Genomic DNA, 24,107 nt, shown 5'->3' on the forward strand with positions numbered 1-24,107 from the left:
AGACGATGTTCCCTCTCCACCGCAGGACGACACGGTTGTCCGTGGGCGAGGCGCGCGCCCGGACGGGCGGAAAGCGGCCCGAAGCAGTCCTGCTGGACGTACGGGAGAAACCCGAATGGCGCGCCGGGCACGCCCCGGGCGCCGTCCACGCCCCTTTGACGGGGCTGGTCGCGGGTGCGGCCCTGCCGGTGTCCACGCGGGGACGTGCGCTGGTGGTGATCTGTCGCAGCGGGCACCGCTCGCAGCGCGCCGCCAGGCTTCTGGCGGGGCGGGGCGCGGACGCGGTCGACGTGGTGGGCGGCATGAACGCGTGGGCCGCCGCCGGGTACCCGGTCGTCGGCGAACGTGAGAGCGGCGGTCCGCCGGCGTGAGCGCCCTTCTCCTCGCCCTGGCTGCCGGGGCGGTCATCGGACTGGCCCTCGGTGCCCTGGGCGGCGGCGGCAGCGTGCTGGCGGTCCCCGCCCTGATCTATGTGCTCGGCTTCTCTCCCGCGGCCGCGACCACCGCCAGCCTGATCATCGTCACCGCGACCTCGGCCACCGCCCTGTACGCCCACGCCCGGGACGGCGACGTCGCCTGGAGGACGGGCTCGCTCTTCGCGGTGGCGGGCATCGTGCCCGCCTTCCTCGCCGGCGCCGCCGCCGGACACCTTCCGGCCGCCGTGCTCACCGGGGCCTTCTCGGTCGTCGCCGCGCTGGCCGCCCTGCGGATGCTCCGCCCGGCCGCGTCCGGGCCGCCCGAGCGGGTGCGCCCCGTCAAGGCCGCGGGGGCCGGCGTGGGACTCGGCGCCGTCACGGGTTTCCTCGGCGTGGGCGGCGGATTCCTCGCCGTCCCGGCCCTGGTGAGTGTGGTCGGCCTGCGGATGAAGCGGGCGGTGGGCACCAGTCTGCTGGTCATCGCCGTCAACTCGCTGGTCGCCCTGGCGGCCCGCACGGGCACGGGCGGGGACCTGCGATGGGAGGTGATCGCCCCGTTCACCGGGGCCGCGATCCTGGGTGCCTGGGACGGCAGGCGTCTCGCCACGAAGATCAGCGGGGACACTCTGCGACGCGCCTTCGGCTTCGTCCTGCTGGCGGTGGCGGCCGTGATGCTCGTCGACGTGGCCGTATGAGTCTGTCCGGCCCCGTCGCCCGGCGGATCAGGCCAGGGACAGGAACAACTTCTCCAGCCGGCCGCGCATCGCGTCGCGATCCTCACCGGTACGGCCGCTGTCCTCCGGCCCGGTCAGGCACTGCTGGAGCCCGGTGGCGATGATCGCGAAACCGGCCCGGTCCAGTGCTCGGGAGGCCGCCGCCAGCTGAGTGACGACCTCCTCGCAGTCCCGCCCCTCCTCGATCATCCGGATCACCCCGGATATCTGCCCCTGCGCCCGGCGCAGCCGGTTCAGGACCGCCGTCAGCTCCGCCGTAGCCAGATCAAGCTCCATCATCACTCCTCATTGAATACCCCCGGGGGTAACAATACTCCGCGGTGGGGTCCGGCCCACAACAGAAGGAACAACCAGTCATGACCACGCCCACCAGCCTCGGCGCCGGCGAAGCCCGCACCCGACTGCACGAACTGACCGTGATCGACGTACGCACCCCCGGCGAGTACGCCGGCGGTCACCTGCCCGGTGCCCTCAACATCCCCCTGGACCAGATCCGGCGAGCCCTGCCCGACATCCGACGAGCCGCCGAACACAGCGAGATCCTGGTCGTCTGCGCGTCCGGGGCGCGCTCCGAGAACGCCTGCCGCATCCTCGCCGAGCACCACGTCACCACCGTCACCCTGGCGGGCGGCACCGGCGCCTGGGCCGCCGAGGGGCACGACCTCGACCGCCCGCGGAGCACCTCGCGCGCTGTCTGGGGCATGGAACGCCAGGTCCGGCTCACCGCGGGGACCATCGTCCTCATCGGGCTCCTCCTCGGTGTCCTGATCCATCCGGCGTTCCAGATCCTGTCGGCCGGCGTCGCCGCCGGTCTCGTCTTCTCCGCCCTCACCAACACGTGCGGCATGGCCGCCCTGCTCGCCAAGCTCCCTCACAACCGTCCGCGCACGGCCGACCTCGAGACCACCCTGGCTGAGCTTCGCAACCGCTGAGGGGACGAGAGGGGCGGGAACCGGTTCCCCGGCTCCCGCCTCTTACGACGCGTGCGCGCCCCCGAGCGTGACACCGGGCGGCGACGGCTTACGCCCGGACGGCTCGGTCGCCCGTCTCCTGGACGGTGGCGGTGGCGAGCGGGCTCCCACCGCTGCCACCACGGCGGCCGGGCCCGGCCGGAACAGTGGTCGGACGCCACCGTGCCGACGGCGTTCGGCGCCGCACCGGTCTCGTCATCGCCCTCGCGGAGGACGACGGTCGCCGGTCCGGCACACGACAGATGGCTGGAGGCGGGAAAGCCTGCCGCGTCGTACCTCGGCGCACCGCGAAGACTCCCCCGTAGGGGCCCGACGCCGTCCTGGTGCGCACCCGCAGGCGCCGCCGGTGGATGAACTGGCCCGCTCCAAGGTTCCCGGCGCCGCGAGGCGAAGCGCCGGCGGGGCGGCGAGGAGTTGCCGGCCGCCGGCAACGAGGTGATCTCCACCGTCACCCTCCGGCATCCGCAGTCGCTCGACGACTTCGTCCCGTGCGGCATCAGGGCCCGGCAGAGCGAGGCGGTCCGGGATGAGGCGGGCCGGTCCGCATCCCGGACCGAACCCGTGGATCTCGGCCCACGTCCCGCGCCGCCGGTCCGCCCCGGGCCCGGGTGACATCAGCCATCCGGCGGGCAGGTCGCGTGTCCCCGTGGCCAGGTTCCTCCACTACCGTCGTGACGGACACTGCGGTTCCCCTGAGAGCGTTCGCCCGCGCCGGGCGGCGTGCGTTGCCGGCTTCGGAGCCTTCCGCCATCATGACCGACCCCCTCTTCGCCGGCCCCGTCCTCGTGGTCTTCCCCTCCTCAGGGCCCTCGCCGACGCGACCGGCCGGCCTTGAACGCCGACGACGTGCTGGGGCTGATCGTCGCCGGGGAGCGTGGTGCGTGCACCTGAGGGTCTGTCTTCTGTCTCCCGGGAGATTCTGACGTGACGGACGTGCTCGCCTGCTGTCTTGCGATCCTCGCTCCGGCCGTGGCGTCGGCCCTCTCCCTCCGCCCACCGGGCGACCCCGTCGCGTGGTTCCTGTCCGCGCCGGCGCAGCGGGGGGCCGAGAGCCTGTTCCACCGGGTGGGCGGTGGGGACGAGGAGGCAGGCCGGCGATGGCGTGTGGACCTGAGCGGCGTGCCGGCCCGCACGAGCAGCGCGACCGAGCGGTACCGTCGCGGACAGGCCCGGCGCGGCCTCGCCGCCGGGGACCTGCTCCGGGCGTGCGCGGCGCGGCCGGCACGCCCACCGGCTGGTTCCGGCGAGGTACCCGACCGGCCTCCGGTGACCCGCGCGACGTCCCCGGGGCGCGACACGGGCGGAACGCGGTGGGTCCGCCGCTGCCCGGACGCGGGAGAGGCGGCAGAGGAATGCGGATGAGCTCTTCCGACGGCGCGTCCCCGGTACGCCGCTGGGTGACCGCCGCAGCCAACATGTTCGAGTCCGCCCTCCTCGTCCTCACCGCTGCGGCCCTGCTCTCCGGAGCCGGCGCCTGGGCCACCGGTGCCCTCGGGCTCGCCGATTCGCTGTGGGCGCTGGGCACGCTCGTCGCGGTCGTCCCGGCCGTGGCGTGGGTGGTCGCGGCGCTACGGCAGGGCCGTGCGGGGGTGGACCTGATCGCGGTGCTCGCCCTCGGCGGGACCCTGGCCGTGCGCGAGTACCTGGCGGGAGCGCTGATCGCGCTGATGCTGGCCACCGGACGGGCACTGGAAGCCGCAGCCCGACGGCGCGCCTCCCACGACGTCCGCTCCCTCGTGGAACGGGTGCCTCGCACCGCGCGCCTGCGCACCGGCACCGGAGTGCGCGCGGTGCCGCTCGCGGATGTGGCCGTCGGTGACCTGCTCGTGGTGGGCCCGGGAGAGGTGGTCCCGGTCGACGGCGATGTGGAAAGCCCGCGAGCGGTGCTGGACGAGTCCGTGCTCACCGGGGAGTCCCTGCAGGTCGAGCGCGTGCAGGAAGAAGCCGTACGCAGCGGGGTGATCAACGCCGGCGGCGCCTTCGATCTGCGGGCGACCGCCACCGAGGAGAACAGCGCCTACGCCGAGATCGTGCGGCTGGCCCGACAGGCCGGCGCGGAATCTGCACCCGTCGTCCGCCTGGCCGACCGGTACGCCGCCTGGTTCCTGCCGGTCTCCCTGGGGGTCGCCGGGCTGGCGTGGCTGCTGAGTGGCTCCGCCGAGCGTGCGGTGGCGGTGCTGGTCGTGGCGACCCCGTGCCCCCTCCTGCTGGCCGCCCCGGTCGCGATCGTCTCCGGACTCTCCCGCGCGTCACGGCGGGGCGTGGTGGTCCGCGACGGCGGCTCGCTGGAGAACCTCGGCCAGGCCCGCACCCTGCTTCTGGACAAGACCGGCACACTGACCGGCGGCCGTCCACGCGTTCTGGACGTCGTCGCCGCGCCCGGCCGGCGACCTGCGGACGTGCTCGGTCTGGCCGCGGCACTCGACGCGTACTCCCCGCACGTACTGGCCCAGGCCATCGTCGCCGCCGCACGAGAGCGCGGGCTCGAACTGCCCTCGGTGACGGACGTCCGCGAAGACCCGGGCCGGGGTGCCACGGGCACCGTGGACGGGCGCCCGGCCTCGATCGGCCGGATGGACACCACGAAGGCCATGCCCGCCTGGGCCGAGGCGGTGGACAACCGCGCCCTGCTCGACGGGGCAGCCGTCGCCTGGCTGACCGTGGACGGGACGACGGCGGGCGCCGTCCTCCTGCACGACCCCGTGCGGCCCGACGCCATGCGGACTCTGCGTCACCTGCGCGCCTCGGGCATCGAGCGGATCATGATGCTCACGGGTGACCGCGCCGAACCGGCGCGCGAAGTCACAGCCCTCCTCGGCCTCGACGGCGTCCGGGCCGAGCTGAGCCCCGCGGACAAGGTCGCCGCGGTGCGCGCGGAACGCGAACGTGCCGTCACGGTCATGGTCGGGGACGGCGTCAACGATGCTCCCGCTCTGGCCGCCGCGGACGTCGGAGTGGCCATGGGCGCACGCGGCTCCACCGCCTCGTCGGAAGCCGCTGACGTCGTGCTGACCACCGATCGCGTGGAGCGCCTCGCCGATGCCGTCGCCATCGCCCGACGCGCCAGGCGGATCGCCGTGCAGAGCGCCCTGGCCGGCATGGTGATGTCGCTCCTGGCCATGGGGGCCGCTGCCTGGGGTCTTCTTCCGCCCACCGCGGGGGCCCTGCTCCAGGAAGGCATCGACGTCGCGGTCATCCTCAACGCTCTGCGGGCACTCCGCGCCGGCGCGGAGAGGCGGCCGGCCCTCACCCCGGCAGCCGCGCGACTCGTCCGCCGCCTCGCAGCCGAACAGCATGACCTACGGGACGACGTCGAGGCGGTGCGGACCGCTGCCGACCGGCTGTCCGACAGCCCCGGCCCCCGAGCCCTGGCGGCTGTCGAGGAGGTGTACCGGCTGCTGACCGAGCGGCTGTTGCCGCACGAGGCGGCTGTCGAGCACCAGCTGTACCCCGCACTCGCCGGGCAGCCGGACGGCCCGGCGGTGGCGGCCCCCGCCGTCCGCCGCTCCCGCGCCGAGACCGAGCGTCTGACCCGGCGCGTCGCCCTGCACCTGCGCATGGCCCGGGAACGCGGCAGCCTGGGCGCTGACCAGCTCAACGACCTGCGTTCCTGCCTGTACGGACTCCATGCCGTCCTGCGACTGCAATTGGCTCAGGAGGACGAGGAGTACACCTCCTTGACCGACTGAACCTCCTTCATCCTCAGGAGTCCCAGGTCAGTGCAGTGCGGACGGGATGGACGACGGAGCCGAAGCGGCGGGCGGAGTAGCTGGCTCGCTGGTGCGGTCGCCGGGACTCCAGCTGTGCCGCGGTGGGCCGGTCCGTGCTCCCGGCCGGGCGGGGTCCAGTCGGACCGACCGCGGTGCAGTGGTTGTCCGCGAGGGTGGCAACAGGGGGTTGGCCAGAGGGCGCCGTCGCCCTGGTGCGCCGGGACGGCGAACTGCCGGAGCCGGGAAGGCGGGTACGGCCACGTCGGCACGGTCCGTGATGGTTCTCCCGCCTTCCCGCCGGGTGCGCTTCAGTCCTTGGTGCGCAAGCGTGCGGCAAGGGCCCCGACGCGATGGGGGGCGTCGTCCAGCACCAGATGGCCGGCGCCGTCGAGGACGTGCGCTTCGGCACCCAGAAGACGCCGCGTGGCCCTGCCGAGCGGTGCCGAGGGCAGGAAGACGTCGTGGGAGCCCACCGCCACCACGCACGGGACGGGGCGAGCGCGTCGCAGTACGTGGGAGGGCAGAGGGCTGGGGGCGAGGGTGCTGCGACAGCTCCGGCCGACCAACGTCATCCACTCGACGAGCTGCTCCGGCACAGCGTGGCCAGGAGCGCTCATCTCTCTCAGCAAACGCCTGGAGCGGTGCTCGGCAGGCCGCAGCACCCAGGGGAGAGTGGCACGCAGCACGGAGGCGGGGACAGCCAGGCGCGTCACGCCGCCGGGGGAGAGCAGCAGACGGCCGGTGATGTGTGGAGAGTGCGCGGCCAGGGCGATCGCGGCGCCCAGGGAGTGGCCGACGGCGATCGCCGGCCCCGTGGCGACCTGTTCCAGAGCCTGGCTCAGCCAGTGGCCGTACCAGGGCAGACGGGCTCGGTGAGGACGGTGACCGGCGCTCAGTCCGGGCTGGCCGGGGATGTCCAGCACCGCCACGGCCCCGGTCGTCGCAAGAACGGCGACCGCCTCCAGGGACACGGCCGCGTTCATGTTGGTGCCCGGCACCAGCACCAGCAACGGCACCCCTTCCCGAGCCTGTCCGGCCATCACCACGTGCGTGGGACCGGCGTCAGTAGGTACCTCCCATCGCCGGTGCGGAACGCCCCATGCGTCCAGCCGGGCCGCGCACCACGCGCGTACCTGCTCCCGGCCGGCCACGCTGCGGTACACCGACGCCATCGTGCTCGCCCTCATTCGCCCCACCCGCCATCGACTGTCCAGCTCACCTCGGGCTGGTACGGCTACGTCTACGTGAGATCCGGTGGGCTTTCACCCTCATCGCGGGAGCATCAGCGGGCGGTCCACGACGAGAGGAGGCCGGCAGACCCGCCACCGGCGCACCCAGCGGCACGCCCAGGGTCGCCGGCTGTCCAGGCGACGCCGACTGTGACGACCTGAGGTCGCCTGCTGACAAGATGGCCCGGTGAACATGGCACACCGCGAGGACGCCCCTGTCGTGCGTCCCCTCACCGACACCGACGTCCCCACCTCGGTCGACACGCTCGCCCGAGCTTTCGCCGACTACCCCTTCACTCGGCACGTGATTGCCGAAGAAGGCCATGAGGAACGGGTCCGGCGCTTCCAGGAAATCTGTCTCACCCGCATCGGCATGGTGTACGGCCGCGTGTGGGTCGCCGACGAAGGGCGAGCTGTCGCCGTGTGGTCCACGCCCGACACGGATCCCTCGTCCGCTTTCGCCGAGGTCGCCCCGGTGCTCGGCGGACTGACCGGTGACCGGCAGGCTGCCTACGCGTCCGCGGAGCAGGCAGTCGCCCCACACCGGCCACAGGAGCCGGCGTGGTTCCTCGACACGGTGGCCGTCTCTCCTGAAGCGCAGGGGAGGGGCCTTGGCAGCGCGGTGCTGGTTCCCGGTATCGAGGAGGCAGGGCAGGCCGGGTGTCCGGCCTTCCTGGAGACCTCCAGCGAGAGGAACGTGCGGTTCTACGAGCGGCTCGGCTTCCGGGTCACGGCTGCTGTCACCCTCCCCGACGGCGGCCCCCGCACATGGTGCATGCGCAAGGACCCGTGCTGAGACGCGGGTGCCCTGCTGATGACGGGACGCCCTCGGGCGTACGCCCGACGCAGACGAACAGGACGGACGGCTTGTCGGCCACGGTGATCGTTCTCTCTCCTCGCAGGGCGAACCCAGCCACCGCTGACATCAGCCCCTGCTGATATCAGCGGCAAGCGATGTGAAAGCATCAGCCCATGCTGACTTCAGTCGATCCTGATGTGATCCGGGCGCTGGGCGATCCGCTCCGCCTGGAGATCGTGAACCTGCTGGCGCGCGAGACGCTGTGCACGACGCACCTGGTCGAGGAGACCGGAGCCAAGCAGACCAACCTGTCCAACCACATGAAGGTGCTGCGCGAGGCCGGACTGGTGGACACCGAGCCCTGCGGCCGCTTCACCTACTACAAGCTCAGACCCGAGGTCCTGGCCGGCCTTTCCGGGCGGTTCGCCGAACTCGCCGCCTCCGCCCGGACCGCCGCGGAGAACAAGAGGGCCTGCCCGTGACCGCCGGCGAGTCCACCTCGCCGGCACGGAGCGCCGGCCCGGCCGGGGACGACTCGGTCGTCAGGAAGCTCTCCACCCTCGACCGCTACCTGGCGCTCTGGATCCTGCTGGCCATGGCCGCCGGTCTGGGCCTGGGCCGCCTGATGCCCGGCATGGACGACGCGCTCGCGAAGATCGAGGCCGGGGGAGTCTCCCTGCCGATCGCACTCGGCCTGCTCGTGATGATGTACCCGGTCCTGGCCAAGGTCCGCTACGACAAGCTCGACCGTGTCACCGGCGACCGCAAGCTGCTGATCTCCTCGCTGCTCGTCAACTGGGTCGTCGGGCCCGCGGTGATGTTCGCCCTGGCCTGGATCTTCCTGCCGGACCTGCCCGAGTACCGCACCGGCCTGATCATCGTCGGCCTCGCCCGCTGCATCGCCATGGTCATCATCTGGAACGACCTCGCCTGCGGTGACCGCGAGGCCACCGCCGTCCTCGTCGCCCTCAACTCGGTCTTCCAGGTCCTCGCGTTCGGCCTGCTGGGCTGGTTCTACCTCGACGTGCTGCCGCGATGGATGAACCTGGGCGACGGCCAGGGCCTGGACGTCTCCGTCCCGCACATCGCGCTGAACGTCGTCGTCTTCCTCGGCGTCCCGCTGCTGGCCGGCTTCCTCACCCGTCGCGTCGGTGAGCGCGGGATGGGCCGCACCGCATACGAGGCGAAGTTCCTTCCCAGGATCGGCCCGTGGGCCCTTTACGGGCTGCTGTTCACGATCGTCGTCCTCTTCGCCCTCCAGGGTGCGACGATCACCTCCCGGCCATGGGACGTCGCCCGGATCGCGCTGCCCCTGCTGGTGTACTTCGCGGTCATGTTCTTCGGAACCTTCCTTCTGGGCAAGGCTCTGGGCCTCGCGTACGACCGCACCACGACGCTCGCCTTCACCGCGGCCGGCAACAATTTCGAGCTGGCGATCGCGGTCGCCATCGCCACCTTCGGCGTCACTTCGGGCCAGGCGCTGTCCGGTGTCGTCGGCCCGCTCATCGAAGTCCCGGTGCTGATCGCCCTGGTCCACGTGGCGCTCGCCTGGCGCAGAAGGTTCTCCGCCGACGCGGTGACGACGGCCCGGTGACCCGGCGCGTCGAGGCGGTGGCCGGCGGCGGCCGGGCCGGGTCCGCCGCCGGCTGCCACCCGCGCTGTCGGCGTCCGCCCCTCGTCGCCCTCCGCACCGATGCGGAGGCCGGCTGATCCCGGTCGCACGGGTGGGGCTCGGCGCGGTCGCTCTCCCCGGCCGGACGGCTGGGCGCTGCCCGGCCGCCGCCTGCCGCCCGGCCGGGCCGGCTGCATCCGGACGCCGGGCACGTCGTGGACCACCGCGCGAACCAGGTGAGGCGACGACCTGCCCGTCCGGCACGGCACCTGTGTGCACGCCGGGCGCCGCGACGGCGACCGGCTTCTGCTCGAAGGAGCTCCCGCCGGCGCCGCCGTGCCGAGCGGACGTGCGGTGTCGCCCTCGGGGGTACCGGCCCTGCTCCCGGCGTGAAGTCCAGCTTCCCGAAGGCACTCAGAGTCGGCCGACCCGGCCACGAGCCCTGGCTCGTTGTCCTTCCGGCGGCCTCACCGCTACGGCGCCCGCCGCCGGCGCCTCCGCCCCGGGGGGACGATCGCCGATCGCCTTGCGCGTGCACCGACTGGGCGGACGTGAAGGGTGTGGATCGCCCGGAGCTCGGGGCCGGAACCGAGGCCGGAGCTTCTGGCGCGGTGACTCCGTCCGCATCTCTTCACTCGGTGGGGGAGGCCTGTTACATTCCGGAAAACAAGAATTCATTTCAGTCTGTGACTGGAGGCTCCCATGACGGCTGTCGATGGTCTTCCCACCGCACGCGCGTCGGCCCGTCGCGAGTTGCCGCCGTCGATGGTCGAGCGGGTGACGCTGATCATGGACCTGTTCGAGGGCCGCACCGCCCGTCTGACCTTGGAGGAAGTGGCCCGGTGCACGAGCCTGCCCCGGTCCACGGCTCACCGCATCCTCGACCAACTGGTGCGGCTGTGCTGGCTCGACCACACCGCTCTGGGCTATGCGCTAGGGCGCCGGGCCCTCGGCTTCGGCGGCGGGGACGGGGCCCGCACCCGCGTGCGCGAGGCCGCCGCCGGGCGGCTGCACCAACTGCAGATCCAGACCGGCCTCGTCGTTCACCTGGCCGTCCTGGACGGCGCGGAGGTGTACTACCTCGACAAGGCGGGGGGCCGGTTCGCCGAAGCCGTCCCCTCGCGCGTCGGCGGCCGGGCGCCCGCCCATTCGACCGCGCTGGGCAAGGCCATGCTGGCCTGGCTCGAACCGGAGGAGGTCGAGGCCCGGGCGGGGGAGGCCATAGGGCGCCTCACCCAGCGCACGATCTGCGACGTGGGCACGCTCCACCAGGAACTGGACCGTGTACGGCGCCGCCACGGGCTCGCCTTCGAGCGCGGCGAGTGCTTCCCGGGCATCGCCTGCGTCGCGGCCGCGGTGCGCGGCCCCGACGGTCCGGTCGCCGCGATCTCCCTCGTCGGGGGAGCCTCGGCACCCCTGGAGAAGATCGCCCCGCTGGTGGTGGACGCGGCCCGGCAGGTCTCCCGTGAGCTGTTCCCGGGCGGCGGGACGGCGGCCCCGGCGTCGCACCGTACGACGGCCGAGCCGGAAGGGGCCTGGTCTCCGCAGGCCATGGACCGTCTGCTGGCCACCGGCCAGTACGGCGACTGGCAGTAGCCGCGCGGCGCTGCCCGGACGGGGATGCCCGGCGGCTGGTGCCGGACGCCTGGCTCCCGGTCCGGCGAGGACGCCGGCCGTTGCGGTGACGGTCCCGCCCGTCGCGGTGACGGTCCGGCCCCGCCCGCTCATCCCCAGTGGTCTCCCCAGCCCCACACGTCGGGGACCGCGAGGGCGTCCGCCGGGCCGCCGACGTCGAAACCGCCGCGGAAGAAGAGCATCGGCGGGCGGTCCGACACGGTCTCCAGGGCGAGCACCCGGCCCACGACCACGTCGTGATCGCCCCCGCCGTGCACGTCGTACACCTCGGCATGCACCCGGGATAGGACGTCCGGCAGGGACGGCGTGCCCCACGGGGACGGCTCCCAGTCCAGGTCCTCGTACTTGCGGCCCCTGCCGGATCCGAACCGGCCGCACAGGTCGGTCTGGTCCGCGGCCAGGATGTTGACGGTGAACCGGCCGGTCTCCCTGATCCTCGGCCACGCGCGCCCGCGGTGATCGGCGCAGAACAGCACCAGGGCCGGTTCGAGGGAGACGGACGCGAACGACTGGCAGGCGAAGCCGGCCGGGGCGCCGTCCCGCCCGAGCCCCGTCACCACGGTCACTCCCGACGCGAAGGACCCCATGACGCGCCGCATCCGCAGGGGTGTCGGCGCGGTCGCCTCGGCGGTGTCGGGCGGGGACAGGGACTCTGCGGCCATCGGTTTCACCTCGAGGGGGACGGGGGGAATGTGCCCGGGACGGGCGGAAGGCCGAAGCTAGGACACCGTCCGGACGGGCCGGGTGCCCGCTCTCGATGAGTGGAACCACCGGCCGGTGCGGGCCCGCGGGGCGCGCCTGCCCCGTTCCGGTCGCGCGCGTCCCGCTGACCGAGACGTGTCCCGCGCGGCCCCGCCGGCCCTGGTTACCGTCCAGAAACCGATCACGAACGGCACCGTGGCAACGCCCCGGCCGGCGGCCGCCCGGAAGCCGCCGACCGCCGAAGGCCCGGCCACCGGCCACGCCAGGGCCGCGGGCCACAGAGCACCGGCCACGGGCCGCCAGGAGCACCGACCACAAAGGTCAACCGAGGGCAGGGATGATGACGGAGCTGAGCCACGACTCCACACTGCGCGAACTCCCCACAGACAAGGGCGTCCTGCGTTATCACGAGGCCGGAGACGGTCCGCCCCTGCTGATGCTGCACGGTTCGGGTCCCGGCGTCACCGGCTGGCGCAACTACCGCGACAACCTGGGCACGTTCGCCGCCCACTTCCGCTGCCTCGTCCTGGAGTTCCCCGGGTTCGGCGTCAGTGACCCCGCCGGCGGCCACCCCATGGCGACCGCGGCCTCCGCCGTGACCCGGTTCCTGGACGGCCTCGGCCTGACGCAGGTCGACGTCGTCGGCAACTCCATGGGCGGCATCATCGGCACCCGCTTCGCGCTCCGCCACCCCGACCGGGTGCGCCGCCTGGTGACGATCGGCGGCATCGGCCGCAACGTGTTCAGCCCCGGGCCCGGCGAGGGCATCAAGCTGCTCACCGAGTTCACCGACGCGCCCTCCCGCGAGGGCCTGGTGCGCTGGCTGAACTCGATGGTGTACGACCCGGCGCTGGTCACCGAGGAGCTGATCGAGGAACGATGGGCGCAGGCCACCGACCCGGCGACCCTCGCCGGCGCCCGGCTGATGTACGGCAGCGAGGCCTTCGCCGCCCGGACCGCCGCCGCGGCCGATTCCGACGAGCCCCCGTACTGGGCGCTGCTGCACCGGCTGAAGGCCAAGACGCTGCTCACCTGGGGCCGCGACGACCGCGTCAGCCCCGTGGACATGGCCCTCCTGCCGATGCGCACCATCCCGGACGCCGAACTCCATGTCTTCCCCGACTGCGGGCACTGGGTGATGATCGAGCAGAAGGCCGCCTGGGAGAGCGCGGTCCTCGCCTTCCTGACCCGCCAGGACACGACCCGCCAGGACCCGGCGTGAGCGCCCCCGCCCAGCAGGGCTGGGACGAGGAGTTCGACTTCGTCGTGGTCGGCAGCGGCGGTGGCGGCATGGCCGCCGCGCTGACCGCGGCCGACAGCGGCCTGAGCACCGTCCTGGTCGAGAAGGGGAAGATGTACGGCGGCACGACCGGCATCTCCGGCGGCGGCATCTGGATCCCCAACAACCCCACCCTGCGCGCCGAGGGCCACGACGACAGCCGCGAGTCGATCCGCGCCTACCTGGACCTGCTCACCGAGGGACGCGTGCCCGCCGCCCGGCTCGACGCCTTCGTCGACCAGGGGCCCGCCACCATGGAACTGCTCGAGAAGAGCCGCTGGATGCGGTTCTCCTGGGTCAAGGGGTACGCCGACTACCACCCCGAGTACGAGGGCGGACGCCGGCAGGGCCGGTCGGTCGAGGCGAAGCCCTTCGACACCCGCAAGCTCGGCGAGGACGAGAAGTACCAGCGGCCCAACAGCCTCAAGGGCCCCCTCGGCCTCTGGGTCACCTCGAAGGACTACCACGACCTCGCCATGGTCAAGCGGACCTGGCGCGGGCGCCGGGCCTCGGTCGTGGCCGCCTGGCGGGTCTCCTCCAACGTCGTGCGCCGCCGCCACATGGCCACCGGCGGGCGCGCCCTGGTCGCCCGCCTGCGCATGGCGCTCAAGGACGCCGGCGTGCCGCTGTGGCTGCGCAGCCCGATGACCGAACTCGTCGTCGACGAGGCGGGCAAGGTCACCGGTGTCCTCGTCAGCCGCGAGGGCCGCACCGTACGCGTCGGCGCCCGGCACGGCGTCCTCCTCGCGACCGGCGGGTTCGACCACAACCCGCGGATGCGCGAGAAGTACCTCCCCGAAGGCGGCCGGGACGACCACAGCGCCGGCGCGGTCGAGAACGTCGGCGACGGCATCCTCGCCGGACAGGCTCTCGGTGCCGCCCTCGGCTTCATGGACGACGCCTGGTGGATGCCGTCCGTGCACCACCCCGCCGGCGCGACCGTCCCCCTGGTCTCCGAGCGCTGCATCCCGCCGTCGGTGATCGTCTCCGGCGACGGCCGGCGCTTCACCAACGAGTCGTCGCCGTACGTGAACTTCGTCCACGACCAACTGGCCGGCGGCCACGTCCCCGCCTGGTTCGTGATGGACGCCAAGGCCCGCGCACGCTACCCCTTCGCCCAGGTGCTGCCCGGTGCGCCGTTCCACAAGGCGTTCTACGAGCAGGGCATCGTGCACCGCGCGGACAGCATCGGCGCCCTCGCGGAGCGGATCGGCCTGCCGGCGGACACGCTGGCCGAGACGGTGGAGCGGTTCAACGGCTTCGCCCGCACCGGCAAGGACACCGACTTCGGCCGGGGCGACAGCGCCTACGACCGCTACTACGGTGACCCCACCCTCAAGAACCCCAACCTCGACGTGATCGACAAGGCCCCCTACTACGCCGTGCGCATCGAGGTCGGAGACCTCGGCACCAAGGGCGGCCTGGTCTGCGACGAGCACAGCCGCGTCCTGCGCGAGGACGGCACCGCCATCGCCGGGCTGTACGCCACGGGAAACGCCTCGGCGGCCGTGATGGGCAACGAGTACGCGGGACCCGGCGCCACCATCGGCCCGGCCATGGTGTTCGGCCACATCGCCGCCCGGCACGCGGCAGCCGCCCGCACCGGGGCCGGGACCGCCGGAGGTGCGCCATGAGCCCCGGACCGCTGACCGTCCGCGTCGTCAAGGTGATCAGGGAGACGGCCGACGCGCACTCCCTGATCCTGGAACCCGCGGAGGAGGACCGCGCCGCGTTCGCCTACCGGCCGGGGCAGTTCCTCACCCTGCGGGTTCCTTCCCAGCGGGACGGCGGTGTCGCGCGCTGCTACTCCCTGTGCAGCTCCCCGGTCCGTGACGAGGCGATGAAGGTCACCGTCAAGCGCACGGCGGGTGGCTACGCGTCCCACTGGATCTGCGACCACGTCACCGAGGGCGACACCCTCCAGGTGCTGCGTCCCGCGGGCTCCTTCACCCCGGAAACCCTCGACGGCGACTTCCTGCTGCTCGCTGCGGGCAGCGGCGTCACTCCCGTCATGTCGATCCTCACCTCGGCCCTGCACGCGGGAACCGGCAAGGTCGCCCTGGTCTACGCCAACCGCGACGAGCAGTCCGTCATCTTCCGGGAGGAACTGGCCGAGCTGGCACGGGAGTACGACGGCCGGCTGACCGTCCTGCACTGGCTGGAGTCCCTCCAGGGCCGGCCCACCGCGGCCGGACTGCGGGCCCTCGCCGGACCGTACGCCGGCCGTCCGGCCTTCGTGTGCGGTCCCGGCCCCTTCATGGACCTCGCCACGGGGGCCCTCGCCGACCTGGGGGTGCCGCCCGGCCGGATCACGGTCGAGCGGTTCACCTCCCTGACCGGCGACCCCTTCGCCCACCCCGGCAGCGACTCGGAGCCGGACGCCGACGGGCCGGTCAGCACCGCCGAGGTGGAGCTGGACGGTGTCAGCCGCACCGTCGACTGGCCGCGCGGCAAGCCCCTGCTCGACGTGCTCCTCGCCGCCGGGCTCGACGCCCCCTACTCCTGCCGTGAGGGCGCGTGCAGCGCCTGCGCCTGTGTCCTCGTGGAGGGCGAGGTCGTCATGGAGCGCAACGAGGTCCTCGACGCCCAGGACCTGGCCGACGGGCTGGTCCTCGCCTGCCAGGCCCACCCGGTCAGCGAGCGGCTGAAGGTCACCTACGACGGCTGACCGGCCGACCGTCTTCTCGTTCACCCCTCTCTTCTCTGGACTCCCCCGACTCGGATGAGGTTCGAAACAGTGACCAAGGCGACCGCCGCGATCGTCGGTTCCGGCAACATCGGCACCGACCTGATGTACAAGCTGCTGCGCTCCGGGACCATCGAGCCGCGCTGGATGATCGGCGTCGACGCGCGGAGCCCCGGCCTCGAACGGGCCGCCGACCACGGCCTGCACATCGGCGACGACGGTGTGGACGCCCTGCTGGCCGGCTCCGAACGGCCGGACCTGGTCTTCGAGGCCACCTCCGCCCACGTGCACCGGGCCAACGCGCCGAAGTACGCCGGACTCGGCATCCAGGCGATCGATCTGACCCCGGCCGCGATCGGCCCCGCCGTGGTACCCGCCGTGAACCTCGGCGACCACCTCGACGCGCCGAACGTCTCCCTCATCACCTGCGGCGGGCAGGCGACCATCCCGATCGTGCACGCCGTCTCCCGGGTCACCGACGTGCCCTACGCGGAGATCGTCGCCAGCGTCGCCTCGCCCTCCGCCGGGCCCGGCACCCGCGCCAACATCGACGAGTTCACCCTCACCACCAGCCGCGGCGTCGAGACCATCGGCGGCGCCGCCCGGGGCAAGGCCATCATCATCCTCAACCCGGCCGAACCGCCGATGCTCATGCAGGACACCGTCTTCTGCGCGATCCCCGCCGAGGCCGACCACGCCGCCGTCAGCGCCTCCATCCACGAGACCGTCGCCAGGGTCGCCTCCTACGTGCCCGGCTACCGGCTGCGCACCGAACCGCAGTTCGACGAGCCGACCCCGGTCAGCGGCGGACTCGCCCGCGTGGCGGTGTTCATCGAGGTGGAGGGCGCGGGCGACTTCCTGCCCCCGTACTCCGGAAACCTCGACATCATGACCGCCGCCGCCACCAAGGTCGGCGAGGGCTTCGCCCAGCGGATCACCGCCCGCCGTGCCGGCGCCTGAGACCCGCTCACCGAGGAGTACCCGAACCATGCCCTACAGCAGCGACCTGGACATCCGCGTCACCGACTCGTCCCTCAGGGACGGGTCGCACGCCAAGCAGCACCAGTTCACCGTCGACCACGTCACCTCCGTCGTGGCCGCCCTCGACGACGCGGGCGTCCCCGTCATCGAGGTCACCCACGGCGACGGCCTCGGGGGGTCCTCGTTCAACTACGGCTTCAGCCACACCCCCGAGCAGGAACTCATCAAGGCCGCCGTGAGGACCGCGCGGCGCGCGAAGATCGCCTTCCTGATGCTGCCCGGCCTCGGCCTCCAGGACGACATCCGCGAGGCGGCCGACAACGGCGCCTCGGTCTGCCGGATCGCCACCCACTGCACCGAGGCCGACATCTCCGTCCAGCACTTCGGGCTCGCCCGCGACCTGGGCCTGGAGACCGTCGGGTTCCTGATGATGTCGCACAGCAGCCCGCCCGGGGCACTGGCCCGCCAGGCCCGCGTCATGGCCGACGCCGGCTGCCAGTGCGTGTACGTCGTCGACTCCGCCGGGGCCCTCGTCATGGAGGACACCGGGGACCGCGTCGCCGCCTTGGTCGCCGAACTCGGTGACGACGCCCAGGTCGGCTTCCACGGCCACGAGAACCTCGGTCTCGGCGTCGCCAACTCGGTCCTCGCCGTGCGCGCCGGAGCCACCCAGATCGACGGCTCCACCCGCCGCTTCGGCGCGGGCGCCGGCAACACCCCCGTCGAGGGGTTCGCCGCCGTCGCCGAACGCCTCGGCATCCGCACCGGCATCGACGTACTGAAGATCGTCGACGCCGCCGAGGACGTCGTACGGCCCGTCATGGACGGCGAGTGCCTGCTCGACCGCATGTCCCTGACGATGGGCTACGCCGGCGTCTACTCCAGCTTCCTGAAGCACGCCGCCCGCCAGGCCGGAAAGTACGGGGTGTCCGGCGCCGAGATCCTGCTGGAGGCGGGACGCCGCAAGCTCGTCGGCGGCCAGGAGGACCAGCTCATCGAGATCGCGGTCGGCCTCGCCGAGAGGGACCGTACCACCGCACCGACCTCTCCCGGGAAGTGAGCACAGCCATGACCAATCCCGTACTCGAGGCCGTCGAGGCCCGCGCCGGTGAACTCAGCGCCCTCGGACCCGCCAACGAGGCGCTCGGCCGGCTCGACGACCGGGCCGCCGAGATCCTGCGGGACGTCGGCGCGATCCGGATGCTCCAGCCCAAGAAGTACGGCGGCCTGGAACTGCACCCGCGCGAGTTCGCCGAGACCGTCATGCGGATCGCCGCCTGCGACGGCGCCGCCGGCTGGGTGGCCGGCGTCGTCGGCGTGCACCCGTGGGAGATGGCGATGGCCGACCCGAGGGTCCAGGACGAGGTCTGGGGCGAGGACCAGGACACCTGGATCGCCTCCCCCTACGCGCCGATGGGGCTGCTGCGCCCGGTCGACGGCGGCTACGTCTTCAACGGGCACTGGCAGTTCTCCTCCGGCACCGACCACTGCGAATGGATCTTCCTCGGTGGCTTCCTCGCCGACGCCGACGGCGAACGTCTGAGCCCCCCGCGGTCCGTGCACGTCATCCTGCCGCGCGCCGACTACGAGATCGTCGAGGACTCCTGGGACGTCGTCGGCCTGCGCGGCACCGGCAGCAAGGACATCGTCGTCAGGGACGCCTTCGTCCCCGGCTACCGGGTCATCGAGTACCACAAGGTGGTGGACGGCTCCCTGGCCGCGGAGGCGGGACTGACGAACCCCGCCTACCGGCTGCCGTTCTCCGCCGCCTTCCCCCTCGGCATCACCGCCGCCCTCATCGGCATGTGCGAGGGAGCCCTCGCCCACCACCTCGCCCACCAGCGCGGCCGTGTGCAGATCACCGGCCAGGCCGTGCGGGACGACCCGTACGTCATGTACGCGGTCGGCGACGCGGCGGCGGAGATCGCCGCCTCGCGTGCCGCGCTGTTGCAGAACGTCTCCGAGGTCTACGACATGGTCGCCGCCGGGCAGGAGGTCTCCTTCGAGCGCAGGGCTGTCGGCCGGCGAGTCCAGGCCGCCGCCGCCTGGCGCGCCGCCCGAGCGGTGGACGAGATCGTGGCCCGCTCCGGCGGCAACGCCATGCGGCTCGACAACCCGATCCAGCGCTTCTGGCGCGACGTGCACATGGGCCTCGCGCACGCCATCCACGTGCCGGGGCCGGTCTTCCACGCCTCCGCGCTGACGGAGATCGGCGTGGAGCCGCCGACGGGCCCGATGCGCTCGATGATCTGACCACCAGAGAGGACCAGACATGACTCAGATCCGAGGACTCGGCTACCTCCGGGTCCAGACCCGGGACATCGACCGCTGGCGCGAACTCGCCGTGGACGCGCTCGGGTTCGCCGAGGGCACCGGACCGGACCCGGACGGCCTGTACCTGCGCATGGACGAGCGCCGGGCGCGGCTCGTCGTCCTGCCCGGCGACAGCGACCGTGTGCTGTCGGTCGGCTGGGAGGTGCGGGACCAGTTCGCGCTGGCCGCCGTCGGACGCGCCGTCGAGGCGTACGGCACGGCCGTGCAGACGCTCAGCCGGGAGGAGGCCGACGACCGGGGGGTGGAGGCGGGCGTCACCTTCGAGGACCCGGCGGGCGTCCCCGTCGAGGTGTTCTTCGCGCCGGTCCTCGACCACAGCCCCGTACTGACCGGCCTCGGGCAGCGGTTCGTCACCGGCGGTCAGGGGATGGGGCACGTCGTGCTGCCCACCACCGCCATGGACGACACGGTCGCCTTCTACACCGAGGTCCTCGGCTTCCTGCCGCGCGGCGCCATGCGGCTCGGCGGCCGGTCGTCCGGCGGCCCCGCGCGCCGACTGCGCTTCATGGGCGTCAACGAACGGCACCACAGCCTCGCCGTCGCCCCGGCCCCGCACCACTCGGACCCCGGGGTGGTCCACCTCATGGTCGAGGTGGACACCCTGGACGCCGTCGGCCGCGCCCTCGACAACGTGCGAGGGGCAGGCTTCTCGATCTCCTCCACGCTGGGCCGGCACACCAACGACAAGATGGTCTCCTTCTACGTGCGTGCCCCGGGCGGCTGGGACATCGAGTACGGCTGCGAGGGCATGCGGGTCGACGAGACCCACTACACCGCCGAGGAGATCACCGCCGACAGCTACTGGGGCCACGACTGGTCCGGCTCCGAGCCACTGGCCGCCTTCACCTCGCCGGCCGGGACGGACCGGTGAGCCAGGCCCGGCCGGTGACGCCCGTCCGGTCCGGGGCCGTCGCCCGCTACGCGGCCGAGACCGACGTGCTGATCGTCGGTTTCGGCTGCGCGGGCGCCGCCGCCGCGTTCGAGGCCGCGTCGGCCGGCGCCGACGTGCTGGTCCTGGAACGCGCGGGCGGCCCCGGCGGCTCCTCCGCCCTGTCGGGCGGCGAGCTGTATCTGGGAGGCGGAACCGAGGTGCAGAAGGCCTGCGGTTTCGAGGACGGTCCCGACGAGATGTTCGGTTACCTCCAGGCCGCGCTCGGACCGCACACCGACGACGAGAAGCTGCGGCTGTACTGCGAGGAGAGTGTCGCCCACTTCCAGTGGTTCGTGGACCGCGGACTCACCTTCGAGCCGACCCTGTGGGACGCGCCGACCTGGATGCCGACCACCCGGGACGGCCTGATGTGGCTGGGTGAGAACGCCTGGCCGTACAACGAGATCGCCCGGCCCGCGCCGCGAGGCCACCGCTGCGCCACCGAGGCGTTCGGCGGCTGGCTCGTGATGGAGAAGCTGGTCGCCGCCGCCGGGGCGGCGGGCGCGGTGACGCACGCCGACACCCTGGTCACGGCCCTGATCGTGGACGACGACGACCGTGTCGTCGGCGTCACCGCCCGCCGGCACGGCGAGGACCTGGCGTACCGGGCGCGCAAGGGGGTGGTGCTCACCACCGGCGGATTCGCCGACAACGAGGAGATGCTCGCCGACCACGCCCCGCAGCTCCTCGCCCACGGCAGGGTCAGCGACGGGCTCGACGACGGCAGCGGGATCCGGATGGCCGCCGCGCTCGGCGCCGCGACCCGGCGGATGGGTGTCGTCGAACTGGCCCTGACCGTGCTGCCGGGCCTGGCGGTCCGCGGCGTGGTGGTCAACGCCCACGGGCAGCGCTTCGTCAACGAGGACGTGTACCCGGGCCTGTTGAGCACGGCCGCCGTACTGACCCAGCCCGCGCCGTACTGGGTGATCGTCGACGAGGAGGGCTACGAGTCGGTGCCCGAGCGCGAACGCTGGGGTGTCGTCCCCCGGTTCGTGTCGGAGACCCTGGGCGAGCTGGAGGGCGAGCTCGGCATGCCGCCGGGCGCGCTGGAGTCGACCGTCGGTGCCTACAACACGTACGCGGCGCGCGGGCAGGACCCGTACTTCCACAAGGACGCCCGGTGGCTGCGTCCGCTGAAGGGGCCGTTCGCGGCCGTCGACCCGAGGGCCGGCTTCCGCCAGGGCGGCCGGCCGGGCGCGGGGGCGGGGACGGGAGCCGCCGGGTTCACCCTGGGCGGGCTGCGCACCACCGTGGACGGTGCCGTGCTCGACGTGTCCGGTGCCGTCCTGGCCGGCCTGTTCGCCGCGGGGCGGGCGGCGTCCGGCATCCACGGCGAGGGATACGTCAGCGGTACGTCGCTCGGCGACGGCACGTTCTTCGGCCGTCGGGCGGGGGCTGCTGCCGCGGCGGAGGGCCGGACGCATCCTTCGTCCGGAGGGTCCGCCTCCTGACGGGACCGTCCGCGGAACGCGGCGGGGCCGGGCGCGCGCGGGTGCGCGTACCCGGCCCCGCCCCTGTGCCCGCCGGGCCGCGGGACGTGTCCGGGCGGAGCGCCGCGGGGTCAGCCACGGTGTCCCGGTTCCTGGTGGGCGGCGGTGGCGGACCTCTCGTCCACGATCTCGATCCTCCCGGCCACCGCGGCCTCGCGGATCGTGTCGCGCAGCGACCGGCAGCCCTCGAAGGCCACGCCGGTCCGGCCCGCCGCCTCCCGCTCCGCGCAGGCCGCCGTGGCCCGCGCGTTCCACTGCACGCTCGTCTGCTGCCGACTGCTCTTGCGCACCAGCACCTCGGCCGCGCACCGCTCGCAGGCCAGCGGCCGCATCGGGACGCCGTCGGCGCGCCGGGTGTCGAACCGGTTGTCGATCCGGTGGCCGGGGCGCATCAGACGGGCCGGCTCTCGGCGGCGGCCTTGCGCGCCAGGTTCGCGTCGACCTCCCGCTGCCAGGCCTCGACGGGGCGGGTGGTGTCCAGCTCGAACTCGAAGCGGTCGGTCATCTCCGGCGTCACGTCGGCGACATCGACGTAGAACTGCTCGTACCAGCGGCGGAGCTGGTAGACCGGGCCGTCCTCCTCGCACAGCAGCGGGTTGTCGACGCGGGTCTTGTTCTTCCAGATCTCGATGTCCTGCTCGAAGCCGAGCTTGATGAACTGGCCCATACCCGCCGCGAGCTGGGTGGCCTCCTCGCCCGTCAGCGAGTCCGAGCGCTTGACGATGATGCCGTACTGCAGCACGAAACGGTTCTCGTCCACCGGGTAGTGGCAGTTGATCAGCACGGACTTGGTGTCCTCGCCGTTCTCGTAGAGATAGGTGAGGTCGTCGATCATGAAGGACGGGCCGTGGTAGGAGGCCACCGAGTCGTTTCCGATGGTCTCGGACCGGCCGGTCCGCGGGCGGGCGTCGGGCCGGCCGGTGCCGCGCATGTGCTGGGTGGCGACGTGCCCCTCGAAGACGTTCTCGAAGTACGTCGGGAAGGAGTGGTGGACGTAGAAGAAGTGCGCCATGTCCACGATGTTGTCGACGACTTCACGGCAGTTGGTGTCGACCACCGTTTCGTACCAGTGCCAGTCGGTCCACTCCTCGCTCGTGGCGCCCTCGATGCGGGGGATGATCACGTCCGGGGGCGGGGGGTTGCCCTCCGGGTCGTTCCAGACGAACAGCATGCCGTCCTGGTCCAGGGTCGGCCAGGCCGCTGTACGGGCCCGCAGCGGGACCCGCTTGGAGTACGGGATCTGCTTGCAGCGGCCGTCGCCGCCCCACCGCCAGTCGTGGAAGGGACAGGCCACCTGGTCGCCTTTGACCGTGCCCTGGGACAGGTCGCCGCCCATGTGCCGGCAGTGGGCGTCCAGGACGTTGAGCGTGCCGTCGCCCGCCTGGAACACCACGAGCTTCTGGCCGAAGGCCCGCACCGAGTGCGGCTTGCCGTCCTTGTACCTCTCGGCGAGGCCCAGGCAGTGCCAGCCGCGCGCGAACCGGGTCGGTGCCGCGGCCGCCTCGATGGCCCTGACGTCGTCGTGCGCTGACTCGACTGCACTCACGTTGCTCTCATCCCCTCAGGACGCGTGGTCTCCACGTTCCGGACGGTAGGCGGGGACTCGACCGCGCACGGCGGCCAGTCCCACTGACCGGTACCGGCGCTTCCCGGGGCGCGCGAGGTGCCGGTCCCGCTCGGTGGGACCCGCCCCCCCGCCGACGGGTGGAGCGGCGTACAGTCCGCCGCTCCGCCCGTCGGCACACGCCGCGACCACAAGGCGGCGACGAGGAGCCGTGATGAACCGCTTCGAGGATACGAAGGTCCTGCTCACCGGGGCGGGCTCCGGCATCGGGCGGGCCACCGCGCTGCGCCTGGTGGCGGAGGGCGCCGCCGTGTTCGCCGTGGACCTGTCGGGCGAGGGCCTGGCGAGGACGGCCGCCGAGGCCGCGGGGCCCGGCAGGATCGCGACCCGGGTCGCGGACGTCGCCGACGAGGACGCGGTCGTGGCCGCGGTGCGGGCGGCGGCGGACGAGTCCGGCGGCATCGACGTTCTCGTGAACGTGGCCGGCGTCCACCGCACCACGCCGATCGACCGGCTGACCGTCGACGACCTGCACCAGCTCTTCTCGGTCAACGCCGTCGGCACCGCGCTGTTCTGCCGGGAGGCGCTGCCCCTGCTGCCGGACGGCACCGGCGTCGTCGTCAACGTCGCCTCGTCGGCCGCGTCGCACGGCAACCCGTACATGACCGCCTACGCCGCCTCCAAGGGCGCCGTCCTCGGCTTCTCGCTGTCCCTGGCCGCCGAAGTCGCCCACCGGGGCATCCGCGTCGTGCCCGTCTCGCCGGGCTCGGTCGCCACCCCGCTGGTCGGACCGCACGTACTCCCGCCCGACCTGGACGCCTCCTACTACCGGCGTATCCACGCCCCCTTCGGTACCGCCCGCCCCGAGCAGATCGCCGGGGTGATCGCCTTCGCGGCGTCCCACGACGCGGGCCACCTCACCGGGGCAGAGCTGCGGGTGGACGGGGGTTCGCACATCTGACGGCGCGCGCCGAGCGGGAAGCCGGCGCCCCCCGGCACCCGATGATCCCGGTGGACTGCGGGGCTCCCCGCCT

Annotated in this window: 22 protein-coding genes; 17 read left to right on the forward strand and 5 right to left on the reverse strand. The window is 73.0% G+C overall.

The genetic code is table 11. The features are described from left to right. Positions 1–5: 5 nt before the first annotated feature. Positions 6–371 (forward strand): rhodanese-like domain-containing protein, encoded by a 366-nt coding sequence (locus tag Sdia_RS16480; RefSeq protein ID WP_100457185.1) that lies wholly within the window; start codon positions 6–8, stop codon positions 369–371. Then, positions 368–1,111, forward strand: a complete 744-nt coding sequence (locus tag Sdia_RS16485; protein ID WP_100457088.1) for a sulfite exporter TauE/SafE family protein — start codon at positions 368–370, stop codon at positions 1,109–1,111. Before Sdia_RS16480 ends, Sdia_RS16485 begins: the two co-directional genes overlap by 4 nt. Before the next feature lie 27 nt (positions 1,112–1,138). Here Sdia_RS16485 and Sdia_RS16490 read toward each other — a convergent pair whose 3' ends face one another. Then, positions 1,139–1,426: a metal-sensitive transcriptional regulator gene (locus Sdia_RS16490; protein WP_100457186.1), complete on the reverse strand. Its 288-nt coding sequence runs from the start codon at positions 1,424–1,426 to the stop codon at positions 1,139–1,141. Positions 1,427–1,506: 80 nt separating this feature from the next. Between Sdia_RS16490 and Sdia_RS16495 the strand changes: the two genes are divergently transcribed. Together Sdia_RS16495 and Sdia_RS16500 are read left to right on the forward strand one after the other, a co-directional pair. After that, positions 1,507–2,082: a rhodanese-like domain-containing protein gene (locus Sdia_RS16495; RefSeq protein WP_100457089.1), complete on the forward strand. Its 576-nt coding sequence runs from the start codon at positions 1,507–1,509 to the stop codon at positions 2,080–2,082. 1,397 nt (positions 2,083–3,479) lie between these two features. Next, entirely contained in the window at positions 3,480–5,810 is a 2,331-nt protein-coding gene (locus tag Sdia_RS16500; RefSeq protein ID WP_371874259.1) for a heavy metal translocating P-type ATPase, read from the forward strand. 329 nt (positions 5,811–6,139) lie between these two features. Here Sdia_RS16500 and Sdia_RS16505 read toward each other — a convergent pair whose 3' ends face one another. Further along, positions 6,140–6,871: an alpha/beta fold hydrolase gene (locus Sdia_RS16505; RefSeq protein ID WP_229831181.1), complete on the reverse strand. Its 732-nt coding sequence runs from the start codon at positions 6,869–6,871 to the stop codon at positions 6,140–6,142. 382 nt (positions 6,872–7,253) lie between these two features. Here Sdia_RS16505 and Sdia_RS16510 point away from each other — a divergent pair, with 382 nt between their 5' ends. The 4 genes from Sdia_RS16510 (at position 7,254) to Sdia_RS16525 (ending at position 11,067) form a co-directional block, all read left to right on the forward strand. Next, positions 7,254–7,856 carry a GNAT family N-acetyltransferase gene (locus Sdia_RS16510; protein WP_115069686.1) on the forward strand — a complete coding sequence of 201 codons (603 nt, stop codon included), beginning with the start codon at positions 7,254–7,256 and terminating at the stop codon, positions 7,854–7,856. A 176-nt stretch (positions 7,857–8,032) separates the two neighbouring features. Then, a complete protein-coding gene (locus Sdia_RS16515) occupies positions 8,033–8,341 on the forward strand; it encodes an ArsR/SmtB family transcription factor (protein ID WP_100457092.1) in 309 nt (102 codons plus the stop codon). Next, positions 8,338–9,453, forward strand: a complete 1,116-nt coding sequence (arsB, locus tag Sdia_RS16520) for an ACR3 family arsenite efflux transporter (protein WP_124288349.1) — start codon at positions 8,338–8,340, stop codon at positions 9,451–9,453. Before Sdia_RS16515 ends, arsB begins: the two co-directional genes overlap by 4 nt. A 720-nt stretch (positions 9,454–10,173) precedes the next feature. Next, a complete protein-coding gene (locus Sdia_RS16525) occupies positions 10,174–11,067 on the forward strand; it encodes an IclR family transcriptional regulator (protein ID WP_100457094.1) in 894 nt (297 codons plus the stop codon). A gap of 128 nt (positions 11,068–11,195) precedes the next feature. Here Sdia_RS16525 and Sdia_RS16530 read toward each other — a convergent pair whose 3' ends face one another. Further along, positions 11,196–11,768 (reverse strand): flavin reductase family protein, encoded by a 573-nt coding sequence (locus Sdia_RS16530; RefSeq protein WP_115069641.1) that lies wholly within the window; start codon positions 11,766–11,768, stop codon positions 11,196–11,198. A 380-nt stretch (positions 11,769–12,148) separates the two neighbouring features. Between Sdia_RS16530 and Sdia_RS16535 the strand changes: the two genes are divergently transcribed. Genes Sdia_RS16535 through Sdia_RS16570 form a run of 8 tightly spaced genes read left to right on the forward strand, consistent with a single transcriptional unit; the run spans position 12,149 to position 21,470 of the window. Further along, positions 12,149–13,030 carry an alpha/beta fold hydrolase gene (locus tag Sdia_RS16535; RefSeq protein WP_229831193.1) on the forward strand — a complete coding sequence of 294 codons (882 nt, stop codon included), beginning with the start codon at positions 12,149–12,151 and terminating at the stop codon, positions 13,028–13,030. Beyond that, on the forward strand, positions 13,027–14,721 hold the full coding sequence (locus Sdia_RS16540) for an FAD-binding protein (protein ID WP_124288350.1): 1,695 nt from the start codon (positions 13,027–13,029) through the stop codon (positions 14,719–14,721). The genes Sdia_RS16535 and Sdia_RS16540 overlap by 4 nt, the downstream gene beginning before the upstream one ends. Continuing rightward, positions 14,718–15,755, forward strand: a complete 1,038-nt coding sequence (locus tag Sdia_RS16545) for a ferredoxin--NADP reductase (protein WP_189500199.1) — start codon at positions 14,718–14,720, stop codon at positions 15,753–15,755. Before Sdia_RS16540 ends, Sdia_RS16545 begins: the two co-directional genes overlap by 4 nt. A 54-nt stretch (positions 15,756–15,809) precedes the next feature. Next, a complete protein-coding gene (locus Sdia_RS16550; protein ID WP_207205743.1) occupies positions 15,810–16,733 on the forward strand; it encodes an acetaldehyde dehydrogenase (acetylating) in 924 nt (307 codons plus the stop codon). A gap of 28 nt (positions 16,734–16,761) precedes the next feature. Continuing rightward, the gene (gene dmpG, locus Sdia_RS16555; protein ID WP_100457100.1) at positions 16,762–17,814 is read left to right on the forward strand and encodes a 4-hydroxy-2-oxovalerate aldolase; all 1,053 of its coding nucleotides are present in this window, start codon (positions 16,762–16,764) and stop codon (positions 17,812–17,814) included. Positions 17,815–17,822: 8 nt separating this feature from the next. Further along, positions 17,823–19,007: an acyl-CoA dehydrogenase family protein gene (locus tag Sdia_RS16560; protein ID WP_115069640.1), complete on the forward strand. Its 1,185-nt coding sequence runs from the start codon at positions 17,823–17,825 to the stop codon at positions 19,005–19,007. Between the two features lie 19 nt (positions 19,008–19,026). Further along, complete coding sequence (locus Sdia_RS16565) at positions 19,027–19,959, forward strand: VOC family protein (protein ID WP_115069639.1); 933 nt, start codon at positions 19,027–19,029, stop codon at positions 19,957–19,959. Beyond that, on the forward strand, positions 19,956–21,470 hold the full coding sequence (locus tag Sdia_RS16570; RefSeq protein WP_189500201.1) for an FAD-dependent oxidoreductase: 1,515 nt from the start codon (positions 19,956–19,958) through the stop codon (positions 21,468–21,470). Before Sdia_RS16565 ends, Sdia_RS16570 begins: the two co-directional genes overlap by 4 nt. A gap of 110 nt (positions 21,471–21,580) precedes the next feature. On the opposite strand, the gene Sdia_RS16575 is transcribed toward Sdia_RS16570, so the two are convergent. Both Sdia_RS16575 and Sdia_RS16580 read right to left on the reverse strand, forming a co-directional pair. Next, the gene (locus tag Sdia_RS16575; RefSeq protein WP_181844133.1) at positions 21,581–21,901 is read right to left on the reverse strand and encodes a ferredoxin; all 321 of its coding nucleotides are present in this window, start codon (positions 21,899–21,901) and stop codon (positions 21,581–21,583) included. Further along, the gene (locus Sdia_RS16580) at positions 21,901–23,055 is read right to left on the reverse strand and encodes a 3-ketosteroid-9-alpha-monooxygenase, oxygenase component (protein ID WP_100457103.1); all 1,155 of its coding nucleotides are present in this window, start codon (positions 23,053–23,055) and stop codon (positions 21,901–21,903) included. The genes Sdia_RS16575 and Sdia_RS16580 overlap by 1 nt, the downstream gene beginning before the upstream one ends. Positions 23,056–23,287: 232 nt before the next feature. On the opposite strand from Sdia_RS16580, the gene Sdia_RS16585 reads away from it, so the two are divergent. Continuing rightward, positions 23,288–24,034, forward strand: a complete 747-nt coding sequence (locus tag Sdia_RS16585) for an SDR family NAD(P)-dependent oxidoreductase (protein WP_100457104.1) — start codon at positions 23,288–23,290, stop codon at positions 24,032–24,034. The last annotated feature ends 73 nt before the right edge of the window (positions 24,035–24,107 follow it).

Source organism: Streptomyces diastaticus subsp. diastaticus (assembly GCF_011170125.1).
GTDB lineage: Bacteria > Actinomycetota > Actinomycetes > Streptomycetales > Streptomycetaceae > Streptomyces > Streptomyces diastaticus.

What these genes read in the sequence shown, in the direction of transcription:
- Sdia_RS16480 (WP_100457185.1), top strand. Translation starts at nt 6, where the DNA reads ATGTTCCCTCTCCACCGCAGGACGACACGGTTGTCCGTGGGCGAGGCG.
- Sdia_RS16490 (WP_100457186.1), bottom strand. Translation starts at nt 1,426, where the DNA reads ATGGAGCTTGATCTGGCTACGGCGGAGCTGACGGCGGTCCTGAACCGG.
- Sdia_RS16495 (WP_100457089.1), top strand. Translation starts at nt 1,507, where the DNA reads ATGACCACGCCCACCAGCCTCGGCGCCGGCGAAGCCCGCACCCGACTG.
- Sdia_RS16500 (WP_371874259.1), top strand. Translation starts at nt 3,480, where the DNA reads ATGAGCTCTTCCGACGGCGCGTCCCCGGTACGCCGCTGGGTGACCGCC.
- Sdia_RS16505 (WP_229831181.1), bottom strand. Translation starts at nt 6,871, where the DNA reads ATGGCCGGACAGGCTCGGGAAGGGGTGCCGTTGCTGGTGCTGGTGCCG.
- Sdia_RS16510 (WP_115069686.1), top strand. Translation starts at nt 7,254, where the DNA reads ATGGCACACCGCGAGGACGCCCCTGTCGTGCGTCCCCTCACCGACACC.
- Sdia_RS16515 (WP_100457092.1), top strand. Translation starts at nt 8,033, where the DNA reads ATGCTGACTTCAGTCGATCCTGATGTGATCCGGGCGCTGGGCGATCCG.
- Sdia_RS16525 (WP_100457094.1), top strand. Translation starts at nt 10,174, where the DNA reads ATGACGGCTGTCGATGGTCTTCCCACCGCACGCGCGTCGGCCCGTCGC.
- Sdia_RS16530 (WP_115069641.1), bottom strand. Translation starts at nt 11,768, where the DNA reads ATGGCCGCAGAGTCCCTGTCCCCGCCCGACACCGCCGAGGCGACCGCG.
- Sdia_RS16535 (WP_229831193.1), top strand. Translation starts at nt 12,149, where the DNA reads ATGACGGAGCTGAGCCACGACTCCACACTGCGCGAACTCCCCACAGAC.
- Sdia_RS16545 (WP_189500199.1), top strand. Translation starts at nt 14,718, where the DNA reads ATGAGCCCCGGACCGCTGACCGTCCGCGTCGTCAAGGTGATCAGGGAG.
- Sdia_RS16550 (WP_207205743.1), top strand. Translation starts at nt 15,810, where the DNA reads ATGAGGTTCGAAACAGTGACCAAGGCGACCGCCGCGATCGTCGGTTCC.
- dmpG (WP_100457100.1), top strand. Translation starts at nt 16,762, where the DNA reads ATGCCCTACAGCAGCGACCTGGACATCCGCGTCACCGACTCGTCCCTC.
- Sdia_RS16560 (WP_115069640.1), top strand. Translation starts at nt 17,823, where the DNA reads ATGACCAATCCCGTACTCGAGGCCGTCGAGGCCCGCGCCGGTGAACTC.
- Sdia_RS16565 (WP_115069639.1), top strand. Translation starts at nt 19,027, where the DNA reads ATGACTCAGATCCGAGGACTCGGCTACCTCCGGGTCCAGACCCGGGAC.
- Sdia_RS16575 (WP_181844133.1), bottom strand. Translation starts at nt 21,901, where the DNA reads ATGCGCCCCGGCCACCGGATCGACAACCGGTTCGACACCCGGCGCGCC.
- Sdia_RS16585 (WP_100457104.1), top strand. Translation starts at nt 23,288, where the DNA reads ATGAACCGCTTCGAGGATACGAAGGTCCTGCTCACCGGGGCGGGCTCC.